This is a genomic window from uncultured Candidatus Kuenenia sp., assembly GCF_900696675.1.
Taxonomy (GTDB): Bacteria; Planctomycetota; Brocadiia; order Brocadiales; family Brocadiaceae; genus Kuenenia; species Kuenenia stuttgartiensis_A.
In genome coordinates this window covers 17,291-33,459 of record NZ_CAADGZ010000010.1, presented here as the reverse complement: position 1 = coordinate 33,459, position 16,169 = coordinate 17,291, and the positions used below count along the sequence as shown (strand labels likewise).

10 protein-coding genes are annotated in these 16,169 nt (G+C 39.9%); 9 read left to right on the top strand and 1 reads right to left on the bottom strand.

Going from position 1 to position 16,169, the window contains the following annotated elements; all coding sequences use genetic code 11:
* The first annotated feature begins 337 nt into the window (after nt 1-337).
* The 6 genes from QZT26_RS03220 (at nt 338) to QZT26_RS03195 (ending at nt 9,165) form a co-directional block, all read left to right on the top strand.
* Complete coding sequence (locus tag QZT26_RS03220) at nt 338-1,636, top strand: nucleotide sugar dehydrogenase (protein WP_099326240.1); 1,299 nt, start codon at nt 338-340, stop codon at nt 1,634-1,636.
* A gap of 2 nt (nt 1,637-1,638) precedes the next feature.
* Nucleotides 1,639-3,765 carry a glycine--tRNA ligase subunit beta gene (gene glyS, locus QZT26_RS03215; protein WP_295100592.1) on the top strand — a complete coding sequence of 709 codons (2,127 nt, stop codon included), beginning with the start codon at nt 1,639-1,641 and terminating at the stop codon, nt 3,763-3,765.
* A 689-nt stretch (nt 3,766-4,454) separates the two neighbouring features.
* Nucleotides 4,455-5,141: a Crp/Fnr family transcriptional regulator gene (locus QZT26_RS03210; RefSeq protein WP_099326238.1), complete on the top strand. Its 687-nt coding sequence runs from the start codon at nt 4,455-4,457 to the stop codon at nt 5,139-5,141.
* Nucleotides 5,142-5,290: 149 nt separating this feature from the next.
* Nucleotides 5,291-6,877, top strand: coding sequence for an AMP-binding protein (locus QZT26_RS03205; RefSeq protein WP_295100589.1), 1,587 nt, complete (start codon nt 5,291-5,293; stop codon nt 6,875-6,877).
* Nucleotides 6,874-8,034, top strand: coding sequence for a scyllo-inosose 3-dehydrogenase (iolM, locus tag QZT26_RS03200; protein ID WP_099326236.1), 1,161 nt, complete (start codon nt 6,874-6,876; stop codon nt 8,032-8,034). Before QZT26_RS03205 ends, iolM begins: the two co-directional genes overlap by 4 nt.
* 285 nt (nt 8,035-8,319) lie before the next feature.
* A complete protein-coding gene (locus QZT26_RS03195) occupies nt 8,320-9,165 on the top strand; it encodes a polysaccharide biosynthesis/export family protein (RefSeq protein ID WP_099326235.1) in 846 nt (281 codons plus the stop codon).
* Between the two features lie 42 nt (nt 9,166-9,207).
* On the opposite strand, the gene QZT26_RS03190 is transcribed toward QZT26_RS03195, so the two are convergent.
* Nucleotides 9,208-10,578 (bottom strand): flippase, encoded by a 1,371-nt coding sequence (locus QZT26_RS03190; RefSeq protein WP_099326234.1) that lies wholly within the window; start codon nt 10,576-10,578, stop codon nt 9,208-9,210.
* A gap of 234 nt (nt 10,579-10,812) precedes the next feature.
* Between QZT26_RS03190 and QZT26_RS03185 the strand changes: the two genes are divergently transcribed.
* The 3 genes from QZT26_RS03185 to QZT26_RS03175 are packed head-to-tail and all read left to right on the top strand — an operon-like array spanning nt 10,813 to nt 16,107.
* On the top strand, nt 10,813-12,414 hold the full coding sequence (locus QZT26_RS03185; protein ID WP_295100584.1) for an alkaline phosphatase family protein: 1,602 nt from the start codon (nt 10,813-10,815) through the stop codon (nt 12,412-12,414).
* 55 nt (nt 12,415-12,469) lie between these two features.
* On the top strand, nt 12,470-13,837 hold the full coding sequence (locus QZT26_RS03180; protein WP_295100580.1) for a cobalamin-dependent protein: 1,368 nt from the start codon (nt 12,470-12,472) through the stop codon (nt 13,835-13,837).
* On the top strand, nt 13,834-16,107 hold the full coding sequence (locus QZT26_RS03175; RefSeq protein ID WP_295100576.1) for a four helix bundle protein: 2,274 nt from the start codon (nt 13,834-13,836) through the stop codon (nt 16,105-16,107). The genes QZT26_RS03180 and QZT26_RS03175 overlap by 4 nt, the downstream gene beginning before the upstream one ends.
* Nucleotides 16,108-16,169: the final 62 nt, after the last annotated feature.

Genomic DNA, 16,169 nt, shown 5'->3' with positions numbered 1-16,169 from the left:
CTTCTGTCTTATGCCGGCTTGAAATTGGAATCTATCACATGTTATACGGAGGAAAAAACCACTCTCATTACAGTATGGTATAAATTTTCTTGTAATCATTTTTTTTTGTTGCAATTTTTTACTTAACTAACTATTATCTTGTCCCTTACAAACTACAATATAGTAATATTTTTTGATGTCCCCTCGATTTTTCAAAAATCTAAATTTATGTATAGGAATTTCAATATTTTAGTAGAGACGCATTGCATGCGTCTCTTTGTTGTGTCAACATTTTCTTTACTCACAGCAGTTTCCAGACGTATGCAATGCGTCCCTAAATTATTACCAATTTTTAATCATGGAAAAATTGCTGGAAAAAATTAAAACAAAAAAGGCAAAAATAGGCATAATTGGTCTTGGTTATGTCGGCCTTCCCCTTGCGCTTGAGTTTGTGCGCAGCGGATACTGTGTGACAGGCATTGATAGAAACAAAGACCATGTCGCCTCTCTGAACAGGGGAAAATCATATATTGGGGATGTCAAAGACGAAGATATTGCGCAATTTGTAGAAAAAAGACTTTTTCTTGTAACTGATGACGCCTCTGCCATATCTACACTTGACGCCATAAGTATATGCGTGCCAACTCCTTTAACAAAAACGAAAGACCCCGACATGTCTTACATTATTAATGTCAGCCAGGAGATAAAAAAGCACATGCGCAAGGGTCAGCTTTTGGTATTGGAAAGCACCACCTATCCCGGTACAACCGAGGAGTTGGTCTTGCCGATATTAGAGGGTGATACACTCCGGGTCGGAAAGGATTTCTATCTTGCCTTTTCACCGGAACGGGTTGATCCGGGGAACAAAGTTTACAGTATCAGGAATGTTCCCAAAGTTGTGGGCGGCGTTACAAAACAATGCACAGAGCTAGCCATGAGTTTGTATGGACAGATCGTTGAAAAAATTGTCCCCGTTACATCCACAAAGGTTGCAGAAATGGTGAAATTACTGGAAAATACCTTTCGCAGCGTAAACATAGCGCTTGTAAATGAAATTGCCGTCATGGCAGAAAGGATTGGGATAGACGTCTGGGAAGTGATTGACGCTGCCAGGACAAAACCATTTGGATTCATGTCGTTTTATCCCGGACCTGGTCTGGGTGGGCATTGCATACCGATAGATCCGTTATATCTGTCCTGGGTTGCGAAAAAAAATGGCTTCGAATTGCGTTTTGTTGCGCTTGCCGACCAAATTAACAGTGCAATGCCTGAATTTGTTGTGGAAAAAATTACCGATGCGCTAAACAATTTTGAAAAAAGTGTAAAAGGTTCTGCAATACATATCCTCGGGGTTGCTTATAAAAAAGACGTCGGCGATATCCGGGAGTCCCCCGCATTGGAAATAATGCATCAATTAAAAAACAAGGGGGCGAAATTGACATATTCTGACCCGTATATCCCGGAAATCAACTATCACGGTCTTTGCACAAAATCAAAGACGCACACAAAAGAATTTTTTTCAAAAATTGATTGCAGTGTTATCGTAACGGATCACTGCTGTTTTGATTACGACTTAATCGTCTCCCATTCAAAGTTAATAGTGGATACCCGCAATGCTTTAAAAGGGGTTAACAGAAAACATATATTCCGACTCTAACAATGACTGATCTGCTTTTTGAAATAGGTACTGAAGAAATTCCTGCCGGTTATATAACGCCCGCACTCAATCAGATAAAAACATTATTCGGTGAACGTTTCAAATATTTCCGTCTGACATTTCAAAGCATTTACTGTACGGGAACACCAAGGAGGCTGGTAGTTTTTATCAAAGGCCTGCCGGAAGAACAGGAAAGCGTCACAGAAGAAATACAAGGCCCTTCTGTTGCAATTGCCTTTGATAAGGCGGGAAATCTTACAAAGGCGGGCTTAGGGTTCGCAAAATCACAAGGCATAGAGAGCAACACCCTCCAAACAAAAAAAACCGCAAAGGGAGAATATTGTATTGCAATAAAACAGATTACGGGGGAAAAGACGCTGCATCTATTGCCTGGCATTCTGGAAGAAATTATTCAAAAAACATCCTTCCCGAAATCAATGAAATGGAAAACCAACAACCTTTTTTTCGCCAGGCCGATACGCTCCCTCCTTGCATTATTCGGCAATAAGGTTGTTCCGCTTGAGATAAATGGCATAAAGGCGGGAAATGTTTTTTCAGGTCACCCTTTTCTGTCAGGGAAAAAGATTGAAATCCAGGTTGCAGACTGGGAGCAGTATAAGCAGTTGCTTAAACAGGAGAAAGTTATTGTAGATATACCGGAAAGGCGCAATATACTGAAAGAAAAAATAACGAAACTAATGAAACAGCACGGGGCAACATTTGATGATGAATCATTGCTGGATGAGGTTGCCAATCTGGTAGAATATCCCAATGCCGTAACATGCAGTTTCGACGATAAATTTCTTGATATTCCCGATATAGTGATAGAGACGGCAATGAAAGAACACCAGAGATACTTTCCTGTTAAAAAAGCAGACGGAAAGCTGATAAATAAATTCATCGTGGCGCTGAACCGCGACGAACCTAACGAAAACTACCCCATACAGGGCAATGAACGTGTTCTGAAAGCGAGGCTTTATGACGCAAGATTTTTCTGGAAAGAAGACAGAAAAATTCCCCTTGAAAAACGTGTAGAAGACTTAAAACAGCTTGTCTTCCTTGAAAAACTCGGCAATTACTACGAGAGAACCGGCAGGATTGTTGCCCTGACCGATTACCTGTCAAAACAATTAATCAGATTTAATCATCCCGATTTTAGTATTGCTGATATTGATGCTGCAAAACGCGCAGCACTACTATGCAAGACAGACCTCCTCACCCAGATGGTTGGCGAATTCCCATCATTACAGGGAATTATGGGCAGGGAATATGCCGCATGGGACGGAGAAGAACCCGCTGTTGCACTGGCGATAGAAGAGCATTATCTGCCCCGCTTTGCAGCGGATAAAATCCCGTCTTCAATAATCGGCGCTATCGTTGGACTTGCCGATAAGTTTGATACGATATCCGGTTGTTTTGCCCTTGGATTGCATCCAACGGGGTCGCAGGATCCTTATTCTCTGAGGCGCCATGCCTACGGAATAATTCGTATCATAGAGGAGCATGGATTCACCTTGATGCTTGAAGAAGTTCTTGGCCAGTCATTATCCATACTCATGTCCCAGACACAAAGCTCTTTATTTACTTCTGACAAATTAATACCGGAAATAAAGAACTTCTTCAGAGAGCGATTATTCCATACAAATATTGAAAAGGGCTGTAGTCATGATCTCGTAAACGCTGTTTTGAATGCGGGCGCAGGGTTTGACGATATGTATGATTTTTTACAGAGATTAAAGGACGTTTCCATGCTTTCAAAAGAAAAATACTGGCCAGACCTGGTATCTGTGGTGGAAAGGACATTCAACATAAGCAAAAAGGTAAAAGGCGAGGGGATGGTTAGTACAAACTTATTAAACGAAAAAGAAGAACTGCAATTGTGGGAAATTTACACCGCTAATGAAGCAAAAATCAGAACCATGATTCAGGATAAGAAATATGTTGAAGCCTCGTTTACGTATAACGAAGTTTTTGCTGAACCGGTGCATGCGTTTTTCGAAAAGGTTTTTGTAAATGTTGAAGACATGGAGATTCGCAATAATCGATTATTGCTGTTAAGGGAAATTAATCAATTATACTCGGAGAAAATAGCCGACCTCTCACAAATAATTATGACAGAAAAGAATTGAAGGTTGTATCTTTTAAAATAGGTAATAATCCGGTTTTTTAAAAAAGAATTTGCCATGCATATATAGTACAGGGGTGCATTCCCGATTTTTTGTGACTTCCGCCATGTTTTAATAAAACGTACAGTAGTGTTAACCCTGACAGGGTTTCAAACCCTGTCAGGGTTGTTTTGCCCCCGACTCCATGAACACTTACAAAAAATCGGGAATGCTCCCATAGTACAGTGTGCGTGGCAAAAGATTTGCTGCCGTATAATACACCCCATGCCCCTATTTTTAGAAAGAAGATAAGAGGTTTCCGTAGAAGAAGGAGTTGAATTTTTATGCAATGTCCGGAATGTGATGTTGAATTTTTAAATAAGAAGATTGTGCATAGTGAATGTCACGAGATGAATTTTTGCGTTTTTGAAGATACTCACGCGTGGGGTATGTTCCCAGTGTAGCAGCGAGTACCTTGAACCTGAAGTTACAAAAAAAATTGACTATATAATTGACCATCATATAGAACCCGAAAAATATGAGAAGATACCCGTGTATTCTTTAAAAAATTTTAACCGTATGTAGGATGGGTCAAACTAACGTAATGGAATGGTTTTTCAAAAGACTAAAGTGTTACTGAATGGCTAAATCGATACCAAATAATTAAACACCTGCAGGACATGATAATTTTACACTTAACTACCTGATTATTTATGTATGAAACGAATATATACTTACACTTAAAAAATGTGCCGTTATTTAATAGCCTCGCCAATGAGCAATTAAAAACACTTTTTAGAGCAGGCATTACTAAGAGTTTTCCAAAAGACCACGTAATTTTTTATCAACACGATCATGGAGATACATTTTATATTGTAATCACAGGAAAAGTAAAAATTACCCTTTTAAATGAAGACGGCAAGGAGATCGTGCTTTCGCTCTTAAAGGAAGGCGATTTTTTTGGTGAAATGTCGCTCATGGACGATGAAACACGGTCTGTAAGCGCAGTCTGTGTAGAAAACACCACATTGTTTTTGTTTACAAGAAATCAATTCCACAAACTTATTTCAAATTATCCAGGCTTATTGACAAAAATATTTACCGAAATATGCTCAAGGCTCAGACATGCAAATAAGAAGATTGAAAGTTTGGCTTTTTTGGACGTTTGCGGCAGAACAATACAATTACTCCAACAGTTAAAACTTGAGCAGGGTGAAAAAACAAATGCCGGCATTGAAATATCACATGCACCAACTCACAAAGAAATTGCCAGCATGGTCGGGGCATCACGGGAAACAATCACGAGAATTATTAAAGTGCTTAAGGATAACAATACACTTGTCTCTTACAAAGGTAGAAAAGTCATTTTAAGAGAACATGCCAATAATTTATTGATATAATTTCTTTTAAATGTGACAGACGTCATATCCTTTAGTAAAAATAAAATTATAATATACCCAATAAATCAGCTTCTGCTGGAAACTATTTGAAAACGTCCGAATATGTTTTAGTCAGTACTATACAAGTCAAAATCTATTGGTGATGAGAAATGATTAAAAACATCTTAACAACAAAGAAAAGAAAAAGCAGGTTTCCGCTCCGTAAAAGACAGAAAGGATTGCAATACATAAAAGAAGTATGTTGCACTTTACCGGAAATATTAGAACGCTATGCCGCTGAGATTCCGAATAAAACGGCCATCATCTATCATCACAAAAAGATCAATTACCATGGATACAACACGTTGGCAAACAGCCTGGCAAATGAATTGTTGAACATAGGAGTGAAAAGAGGCGACCGGATAGGTTTAATGCTCCCAAGAATTCCTGAACTTGTGATAAGCTTCATGGGAATCGCCAAAGCCGGGGCCATAGTTGCGCCAATTAATTACGAGCTGACAGAAGAAGGCATACGCGCCATTTTCAAAAATATTATGCCTGCGTGTTTGATAGTCCACAGCACGCATATTGAACAAGCAATTCGGGCCTTGCCTCAAAATACCGATATACCCATTATTCTTGTGGGGGAATATACGGGATGCGGCATACCATGGAATGATATTATAAACGGCGGGAAAACAGATAACCCTAATCTTGACATTCAGACGCATGAGGTTGTTTATTTAAATTATACATCAGGCTCTACGGGAAATTCAAAAGGGGCGGAAACTACACATTCCAACATATATTGGAATACCATTGCCGCAATCGACATACTGGGATTGAAGAGTGATGATATACATCTTTGCATGTTTGCCCCCTTTGCCCATCCCCATGAAATATTTGCCCGTTCGCTTTTCCTTGGTGGAACGATTACGCTTGTTGAAAAGATTTATCCCAAATCAATAGCGAATGCAATTTCATCCTGTAAAGTAACCTGTATGATGGGCCTTGCCCCTTTGTATGAAAACTTACTGGATGTTCTCGAACATGGAATGTTTGATGTTAGTTCTCTCAGAATTCCGGAAAGCGGGGGCATGTACACCCGTACAAACCTTATAGAAAAATTTAAACAAAAAACAGGCGTCCCGATTATTCCCGTATGGGGCAGTACCGAAACTACCGGAATCGCTATTGCCAATCGCCCTGGCGACGATATCCCAAAACGCTCAATCGGGAAACCATGTCCAACATATGAGATAAAAATTGTTGACGAAAATAATAATGAACTTACTCATGGAGAAATCGGAGAGATGATCTTCAAAGGACCGGCAGTTGTGCAAAATTATTATGGCAATGCCGGCAATACCTGTTCTCAAGACGGATGGTACCACAGCGGCGACCTTGGAATGAAGGACGAAAACGGCTATTTTTATTTTATAGAGAGAAAATCGGGGATGATGAAGGTCGCCGGATTAAAGGTGTATCCGCAGGAAATTGAGCGCGTTTTGCTGGAACATCCTTCTATAAAAGAAATAGCGGTTATTTCTGTAAAAGACAGATTGAGGGGAGAAATACCAAAGGCAGTTGCCGTGCTTCAGCCGGGGGAGAATGTAAAAGAACACGAAATCCTGAATTTTTGTAAAGACCGGTTGCCTCATTATAAACTCCCAAGAATAATCGAAATCAGGAAAGATATCCCCAAAAGCGGCAGCGGTAAAATAAATAAAAACATTTTAATCCTGGAGCATGTATGAAAGCGCTGATTGTGGATGGAGAATGGAATCCCAGAAAGAACTACCCGTTAAGCAATGAAGAACAGGCCAAAAAACGGGCAAATGTGGGTAGCCAGGTATGGCAGCATACGCAATTTGAAGTAAAAGACGTTTCGGTACCTAACCTGCAAGACGACGAAATTCTTGTGCGAATAAAAAGCTGCGGAATCTGCGGATCAGATACCCATCTTTACGAAACTGATAAAGACGGATATATCATATTCTCAGGCGTGACGGAACTCCCCCGCATCATCGGACATGAGTTGTCTGGAATAGTGGAACAGACAGGTAAAAATGTGCGAAACGTCAGTAAAGGCGATTGGATCGCCGCTGAAAGCATTATGTGGTGCGGCATGTGCCATGCATGCAGGAGTGGTTCGCCCAATCAATGCAAATATATCAAATTAATGGGATTAAGCGCAGACGGCGCTTTTGCGGAATATATTGCAATAAATGAAAGATATTGCTGGGAAATTAATGATTTTCGGGAAATATATTCAGAAGACGAGGCATTTGATATTGGCGCCCTTATTGAACCTGTGGGCTGCGCATACAATGGGCTGTTTATTGTTGGGGGCGGATTTCAGCCTGGTGCCACGGTAGTCGTATATGGCACAGGCCCTATTGGATTAGGCGCTATTGCATTAGCAAAGATTGCAGGCGCAAGCCAGATTATTGCCTTTGACATAATAGATGAAAGGGCGAATATTGCATTAGAGATGGGGGCAGACTACGCTTTTAACACAAATAAAATGCGCGATTGTCTTTCCGGAGAAAAGGTAATGGAGATAACAAAAGGCTGGGGCGCTGATATACAAATAGAAGCAGCCGGTGCAGCACCTGCCACCATTCCCGAAATGGAAAAATCCATGGCGATTAACGGTAAAATAATATACCTTGGACGCGCGGCGACAACAACATCGATGCATCTGGATCATCTTGTATCCGGCGCAAATAAAATTGTTGGGGCAAGAGGGCATTCAGGATACGCAATCTTTCCTTCCATTATTAAACTTATCGCAACCGGGCGGCTTAAGCTGGACAAAATGATCACTGCAAGATACCCTTTTGCAGGAATAATGGAGGCAATCAAGGCTTCTTCCGAAAGGACAGATGGAAAGATTTTAATACATATATAATCGATGACGTCATGCTAAGTTTCCCTGGTTAATAAAGTAAGATTTAATATCTTATAAGTAATTTCTTTGCATTTTCTGGCAAAATATTTAAAGTTAAAATCCAAGTATCAATTTAGTTTTTGAAAAACATATTATCTATTAGCTCCATAGGAGCGATCTGTTTGTAGAGATTAGTGCAAAAATAGAAAGAAAGCTCCGTAGGAGCGACCTGTATTATGCCGAATACATATTCGTAAATTTACATTCAAAGTGAACTATTACAATTAACAAAAAGGTTACACTCAAATGAAAACGGTAAATACTTGTGCAGTTACGTATGACAAAGAAAAATGCACCACTCCGATGCTGTTGACAGCATTCATCTTGCTTTTAGTTTTTTTAAACGGTTGCGCCTCCACAGGGGTAAAGCCTGTCGTCGAAAATCCTGCAGCGCCTGTAGATCAAGGTGAAGAATTCGAACGGTTAAATACGATAAAGATATCCCAGTTTATACTGGGAGTAGGCGATTCAGTGGAAATCTCCGTTTACCGGCATGACGATCTTCAAAGATCCGTAAGGGTAAACAATTCGGGAAAAATCATGTTCCCGTTAATCGGAGACGTGCAGGTTGCCGGTGTCGGCGCCTTTGACCTCAGAGAACAATTGGAAAAAAGGCTATCCCATTATATTGTCGATCCGCAGGTACTGGTTAATGTTACCAGCATACAAAGTAAAAAGACCATCGTGATCGGAGAGGTTAATTCTCCTGGATTTTTTGTGCTTGATACGGACATCAGTGTTATAGAAGCGATTTCCAGGGCAGGCGGAGCAACAAGCAACGCAAAACTGGAAAATGTAATTTTAATGAGACGGGGTGAAGGCAAACCAACGATTTACGCCTTAAATACAAAAGATGTGTGGAAGAAGGGGGATTTTTCTCAAAATATGATGCTGGAACACGGGGATATAATATTTGTGCCAACAATGGTTATCGCAAACGTCGCAAGGTATTTTTCTTATTTTCAGCAAATAATCAGCACTATCATTGGTTTTGAAAGCGGTATAATTTTATATCCGCAGGTAAAGGACGTATTGACACATGGCAAAACAGATGCTGGCGGCGGAACCACAATTAACATCCCTGTGAACTAAAATATGGGGTGTGGCAGAATCTGTCAGCTTTTGCTCTGAAACTCATGCCCCTCTCTTTATATTAAAAACGTTGGTAATTGAAAAGGTAGAGAATTTATAATAATACCTGACAGCAATAAAGAGCAAGATATTTAACAGCATAACACTCACCATATTTGTAAATGCAGTGCCGCTTATACCATATTTAGGAATAAGCCATACATTGAGTGTGATATTTATTATTGCTACCAGAAACATTATATTACGGAAAATTTTTTGTTTTCCCGTCATGTTTAAAATATATGCAACGGGACCCGACATGATATTTACCATCTGCCCGGCAGTCATCATTATTAAGGCGTTTTTCCCTGCCCCAAATTCTTCACCAAAGATTTTGAGAAAAAATGATGGAAATACAAAAAACATAATCAGTATTGGGGTTGTTACCCAGAAAATAAGTTTTGTTACCTGCCGGGCTAGTTTTGCAAGGGATGCAATATCGCCATTCCCATAAAATTGGGCAAACTTAGGCGCGGCAATACTATTAAATGCGAAAAGGGGAATGCTTGCCAGCATTGATAATCTGAAAGCGACATTGTAAATTCCCACATCACTTTCCGTTTTAAAAGCGCCAAGCAGTATTTTATCCGTCCATCCCATAAATAAACATAACGAGTTCGATATTAAAATAGGCAATGATATAGTAAAGAGAGTTGTGTATTTCATGCCTGCTTCAGGTAACACACGAGTAACGTTTAATTTCTTCAGCCATAGGAATACCGACAGAAAAAATACCATAGAAATACTTACAGCATATGCAGCAAACGGCATATATTTCCCTCTGCTGAAAAAGAGAAATATCACCAGTAGGAACACTGAAAAAAGTGGTATGGCCAGGTCCTGTAAAAATGCGTATTCTTTAATCTTCTTCAGCGCCCGCAAACTTTCTGAATTTATAAAGATAATAACCATTGGAAGTATCATGAATGATACTATCTGAAAATATGCAGACAGGTATGTTTTGTTAAACAGGTTTCTGGCAATATAGGGAGAAAGGAAATATAAAAGGATACTGATAAAAACACTAACGGGAATAATTATTTTCAGCGCTTTCACATAAATATCGGCAATAAGAGCATTTTTGTTTTGAGAAGAATATTCGGCGATAAATCTTAATAATGTAGTCTCTATTCCAAGCCTGCCCAATACGGTGCAAATATTCAAAAATGTAATAAAAAGGGTGAATATCCCTGCGGTATGAGCGCCATATTTCCTCGTAATTAACAACATTAATAAATAAGAAGCCAGTATTCCCGAGATCTTGAAAACAAAAGAAACAAAACCGCTTTTAAGAAGTTCACGCAGATTGATATCGCTTAATTTAGCAATAAATTTATGGATTATTTTGGAGGGAGTTATATGCGCAGGATACATATTCTGGTTATAATTCTGAAAATGTAAATATAAAATGGAATGTCTTTGGGAATTGTGTTATATTCGCCGCTTCATACAATCCAGATACAGTACATCTCCAAAAGTAAAAAAAATATCTGCTAAAAACAGTATCTGTTACGGATTGCCGTTTGACTTTTAAGCTTTATAGCAATTATTTATTTACCATGCAACGCAAAAGTATTTTATGCAGTTTCAAACTCGTAAAGGTATTTTATGAAGAATAATGAAAAGGTTTTTGTAATAGGCATTGACGGCGCAACTTTTGATATTGTTGCCCCATGGCTGGAACAGGGAAGGTTGCCGCATTTAAAATCATTGATAGACAATGGGTGTTCCGGCGTCCTGGAATCTTCTGTACCGCCGGTAAGTCCTGTAGCATGGCCTTCTTTCTTTACCGGCGTAAATCCAGGGAAACATGGGATATTTGATTTTATAGAAAAATCGAAAACAGACCAAAGTATTCATTTCATGAACAGAACCCATTGCAAAGCGCAGCCTATCTGGCGGTATCTTAATCAGGAAGGCTATACAACAACAATAATAAATATTCCAGGCACATACCCGCCTGATAAGGTTAACGGGTTTATGATTTCCGGTTTAGATACACCGGATACAAACAGCGAATTTACCTATCCCGGAGCATTAAAAAACGAATTAAAGGCGGCAATAGGTAATTATATTGTTGATATGGAGCACAACCCGGCTTTAATGAACAACCCTGGAAAATATATTGCTCATATGATTGACATGATAGAGGCGCGGGAAAAGACGGCCCTCTACATGATGGAAAAATACCCGGTTGATTTTTTTATGGTTGTATTTACTGCAACAGACAGGGTGCAGCATTCTTTTTGGAGATATTACGACAAAAAACACCCTGGATATTCCCCAGGGACGGAGAATGCTATATATACTATTTACAAAAGGGTTGACGATGCTATTGGCAGGCTCCTGGATAAGGTAGACGAATCAACGAGCATTATTGCCATGTCCGATCACGGCATGCATGGAATATATAAAAGCGTTGATGTAAACCGATGGTTACTTGAAAACGGGTTCCTTGTTTTAAAGAAAGAATCTCCTGTTTTAAAAATAAAAGATTTCTATAAGAGGTTAAAAAGAAGATATCTGAAAAAAGCGGATAAAATCCTGTTTGACCACTATATTGACTGGTCAAAAACACGCGCCTATTTCCTCGGTACATGGGGAAACATTTTTATCAATGTAAAAGGAAAAGAACCCTATGGCATTGTAAGCCTTGGAGAAGAGTATGAATCAATAAGGGAAGAAATCATACGTAAGCTGAGTCTTCTTGCCGATCCTGAAAATGGAAAACCTGTAATTAAAACTATTTTCAGGAAAGAGGAGGTTTTTTACGGTGAATATTTAGATAAGGCGCCGGATCTCATCATCATGTGGAATGAGAAATATAACAGCATAAAAACTCTTTACGAAAAACTGAGATCCGGAGGGAAACACGGCGTCATTCAACCTTACAAACAATTGTGTGGAGATCATGCGCCGAATGGAATATTCGTATACAAATCTCCCCATGTAAAAAAAGGCATTACAAACATGAAGGCTGAAATCATCGATCTTTTGCCTACCGTACTTTACACAATGGATGTTACTGTGCCAAATTCTATAGACGGAAGAATTTTAAATGAGATATTTACCGAAGAGTTCCTTGCTGAAAAATCAGCGAAATACGATGATAAAGCGTGTGCATTTGCAGCGGAAGATGAAGATGTTTATTCCGATGAAGACAGCCAAAAGATCGCAGAACGGCTTACGGACCTTGGCTATTTCGATTAAATTTCCCTGTTAACTATCACTTGAATAATATAAAAAAATTCCTTTTTTGCTCAATATGAAAATTTTATTAGTACAATCATATCTTAAAGGAGATGTTTTCCCTCCGGTATATCCATTGGGAATTTCATATATCGCAAGCTTTCTCACCAAACATGAAGTACGGATTTACGACCCGAATCTTTCTTTGAATCCAATCGATGATTTAATAAAAGAAATCAATGGGTTTAGTCCGCAGATAATTGGTATTTCACTAAGAAATATCGACAATCAATCGAGGAAAAACCCTCTAAACTATTACGGGGATTTTCAACATCTTTTGCGCACTATAAAAAAAAGATGCCCATCCACCCACATTGTTGCCGGCGGTACCGGATTTTCAATGTTTGCACAGGAAATAATGAATACCAATCCAGAAATAGATTATGGCGTATATCTGGAAGGAGAGGAAACATTATCTGAGCTTACAGACAATCTTGACCATCCGGATAAAGTGAAAGGCGTATATTACCGCAAAAACGGGGTTGTTTATTACACAGGCACAAGGACACTTCCCCAATTTGAAAAATTCCCGGCGCCAGGAAGAGATATTGTTAATCCAATCCCCTATATAAACGGAGAAGCTGCAATCGGAATTCAAACCCAGAGGGGTTGTCCGTTAAAATGCGCATATTGCAACTACCCGGCATTAAACGGCAACCTTTTGAGGTCACGACCTCCTGCAAATGTGGTTGACGAGATAGAAAACCTACTTCATTCGTACGGAATACGGCAGTTTATGTTTGCCGACTCCCTTTTCAACAAACCGCTGGAACATGCCATCGGCATATGTAAAGAAATAATGAAACGGAATCTTCAGGATGAAATCAAGTGGATGTGCTGGCTAGATGTAAGGGGCGTTACGAAAGATTTTTTACACTTATTAAAAAACGCCGGCTGCAGCGGAATTTCTTTTTCACCTGACGGATTATCGACATCTTCATTAATTTCTCTGAGAAAAGGCATAAAGGAAAGAGATGTTTGGAACATATTGAAAATCATTACCACTGATCCCGTAATTAAGGATACCAAATTTATTATTACCATGTTTATAAACTCACCCGGAGAAACCTATTTTGGAATGATAAAAATGCTTTTTTACAAATTCCTTTCTCTTGCGGCTAAGAAAATCTTAAAAAGAAACGTTAACGTCCAAATTGGATGGATACGGTTAGAACCGGACACAGAAATATACCGTGTTGCGATGAAACAGGGCATTATATCACCTGGAAAGTCACTTCTTCCTGCAAATGCCAATGACGTCAAAACTTTATTTTATTTAAATCCGTCTTTACAGTTTTTAGACAGGATTGTACTGGCTATGGCATCTGTAACTGAATCTATTAAAGGTAAAATAAAACATACATTAATTAGGAGGGCTTTATGATGTTGCAAAAAGCACAGCGATTTATTTGCAGTATAACGACACTTCTGCTGATATTCTCTTTCGGTTTTTTCGAGGGATCAATTGTTCATGCATGGGATGAGGCGGCTCTCGATTCTCCTTTTGGATTTACCACCTCCTTTTATCCACCAAAAAGAAAAAGCAATGAGGAAATGCTGGCAAAAAGAAAGAATTTCGAATTTGACGGCATCACGGGAGATAATCCGCCTTATTCAACCGCAATAGAACTTGGCGTTAAATGGGAACGTCAGTCAAACCCCGTTTTAGACTGGTCTTTTGTGCAGAGGGATAAAGAATCTATTCAACAGGGAAAATACAACTGGACGATCCCTGATAATTTTTTAAAGAGAATTCCTGAAGAAATGAACATTGTTGTTACCATTAATGTTAACACAAAGCTATTACGACCTGGCACATGGGAGTTTATTGTTCCACAGGCAAAAGAGGCTTACATTGAATTCGTAAAAAAAGCTGTAGAACGATATGATGGAGACGGCAAAGACGATATGCCGGGGCTCAAAAATCCTGTAAAATACTGGCAGGTTGAAAATGAACCCGTTATTCAGGTTAAAAAGAAGCAAGGTGGTGGACCTGGAGCTGGCGGACAAGGGGCAGGCGCCGGAAGACAAGGTGGACCACCGCCTGGAATGGGTCAAAGAGGCGGACCACAGGGACCCGGCTTTATGGGCGGACAAAGGGGGCAACCACCTGGCTCTGACAGGATGGGCGGTCAAACCCAAAAAGGAAGTGAATGGAAGGGATATGTGGAACTCATCAATATCACTTCAAGCGCAATAAAAAGCGCAGACAAAAACGCAAAGGTACTTAGTGGTGGAATAGTAAGTCCACCGCCAAAAATGAGGACTGAAATATTAAATGAGTTTTGGCTTCCGGTAATTAGAGCGCTTGACAAGGATTCTATCGATATATTTGATTTCCACTGGTTTGACGACAGCATTATAGATTCTTATACCACCTATAAAATATTACGCAATGCCCTCGATGAAAGCGGCTTGACTAATGTTGACGTATGGATGACCGAAACGGGCGCCAGCAGTAAAGAGGGAGAAAAGGGTCAGGCAATTCAGGTGATAAAACGGTATGTCTATCCACTCAGTTATGGCATTAAAAAAGTATTCTGGGCATGGGCGCTTGTGGAAGGCTGGCCACCATTTGATTGTGAATCAATGTTTGAATACACCGGTTTGATATATGACGGCAATTGCGCCGGCGATCCTGGATATGGAGTGAAAAAACTCGGATTCTATACCTACAGGCTAATGACGGAAAAACTTAAAAATTCAGATTGGAACAATGTAGCGGCAATCTCTAATGGCAAAAACGGCATATACGCATATAAATTCCCACAGGCAGAGAAAGACGTTTATGTGCTATGGTACGAAAAAGAAAACGGGAAAACGACAATAGACTTGAAAGTCGCAGAAAACAGCAAATATACAGTAACGGAAGCGATACCAAATGTCTCTGAAGGAAAACAGCTACACTCTGCATCAAAAAATATTTTTAACACAAAGACTCTGATATCTTCAGGAAAAACCCTTCCGGTGGAAATATCTTCCATCCCCGTGTTCGTCGAGGGCAAAAAGAGTGGCGATACGGAATATGTATCAGATGAAATAGATGATGACGATGAATCATCCGTCTCTGAGATTGTGGATAGCAAAGAACAACCACCGACAGGAAAAACCCCACAAATGCCAGGTGGATATGGACAGTCGCCAACGGGCGGACGTCCGATGCAGCCTAAAGGCCCTGACATGGGAGGACAACCCGGAAACGGCCCGCATCGTGGACAGCCTATGCCTGGAGGACAAATGCCGCCGCAACGCGGACAATCCTCTGATAATCTTCCAACGACAATTAGCGGTAAATCTTATCGCGATTTGGAAGTGTGGCAAAGCTCAATGGACTTAGCAGTAGAATGCTATAATCTTACAAAAGAGATTCCGCAGGGGAAAAATGATGCGCTGGCTGGACAGTTACAACGCACTGCTGCATCAATCCCGGCAACTATTGCAAAGGGACAGGCAATGCAAAATCCCAAAGAGTTTTTCAATCATCTTTCCATTGCAAACGGCTCCATTGCAGAACTGGAAACGTATCTTCAAGTTGCCGAACGGCTGGATTATATCGATTCTGACAGTATAAAGCAGATTAAGCAAAAAGCGGAAACAATTGCAGCCTCAATCAGCAGTTTACAAAAACCTTTTGCAGATAAAACACAACATTGAACCACCTTGTGAAATACAATAGTCCTGGCCGTTTTCAAAAAAACGGCCGGGATGATGTATCC

Bases quoted from the DNA above. Each gene is read 5' to 3' on its own strand.
- QZT26_RS03220 (WP_099326240.1), top strand. From the start codon at position 338: ATGGAAAAATTGCTGGAAAAAATTAAAACAAAAAAGGCAAAAATAGGC.
- glyS (WP_295100592.1), top strand. From the start codon at position 1,639: ATGACTGATCTGCTTTTTGAAATAGGTACTGAAGAAATTCCTGCCGGT.
- QZT26_RS03210 (WP_099326238.1), top strand. From the start codon at position 4,455: ATGTATGAAACGAATATATACTTACACTTAAAAAATGTGCCGTTATTT.
- QZT26_RS03205 (WP_295100589.1), top strand. From the start codon at position 5,291: ATGATTAAAAACATCTTAACAACAAAGAAAAGAAAAAGCAGGTTTCCG.
- iolM (WP_099326236.1), top strand. From the start codon at position 6,874: ATGAAAGCGCTGATTGTGGATGGAGAATGGAATCCCAGAAAGAACTAC.
- QZT26_RS03195 (WP_099326235.1), top strand. From the start codon at position 8,320: ATGAAAACGGTAAATACTTGTGCAGTTACGTATGACAAAGAAAAATGC.
- QZT26_RS03190 (WP_099326234.1), bottom strand. From the start codon at position 10,578: ATGTATCCTGCGCATATAACTCCCTCCAAAATAATCCATAAATTTATT.
- QZT26_RS03185 (WP_295100584.1), top strand. From the start codon at position 10,813: ATGAAGAATAATGAAAAGGTTTTTGTAATAGGCATTGACGGCGCAACT.
- QZT26_RS03180 (WP_295100580.1), top strand. From the start codon at position 12,470: ATGAAAATTTTATTAGTACAATCATATCTTAAAGGAGATGTTTTCCCT.
- QZT26_RS03175 (WP_295100576.1), top strand. From the start codon at position 13,834: ATGATGTTGCAAAAAGCACAGCGATTTATTTGCAGTATAACGACACTT.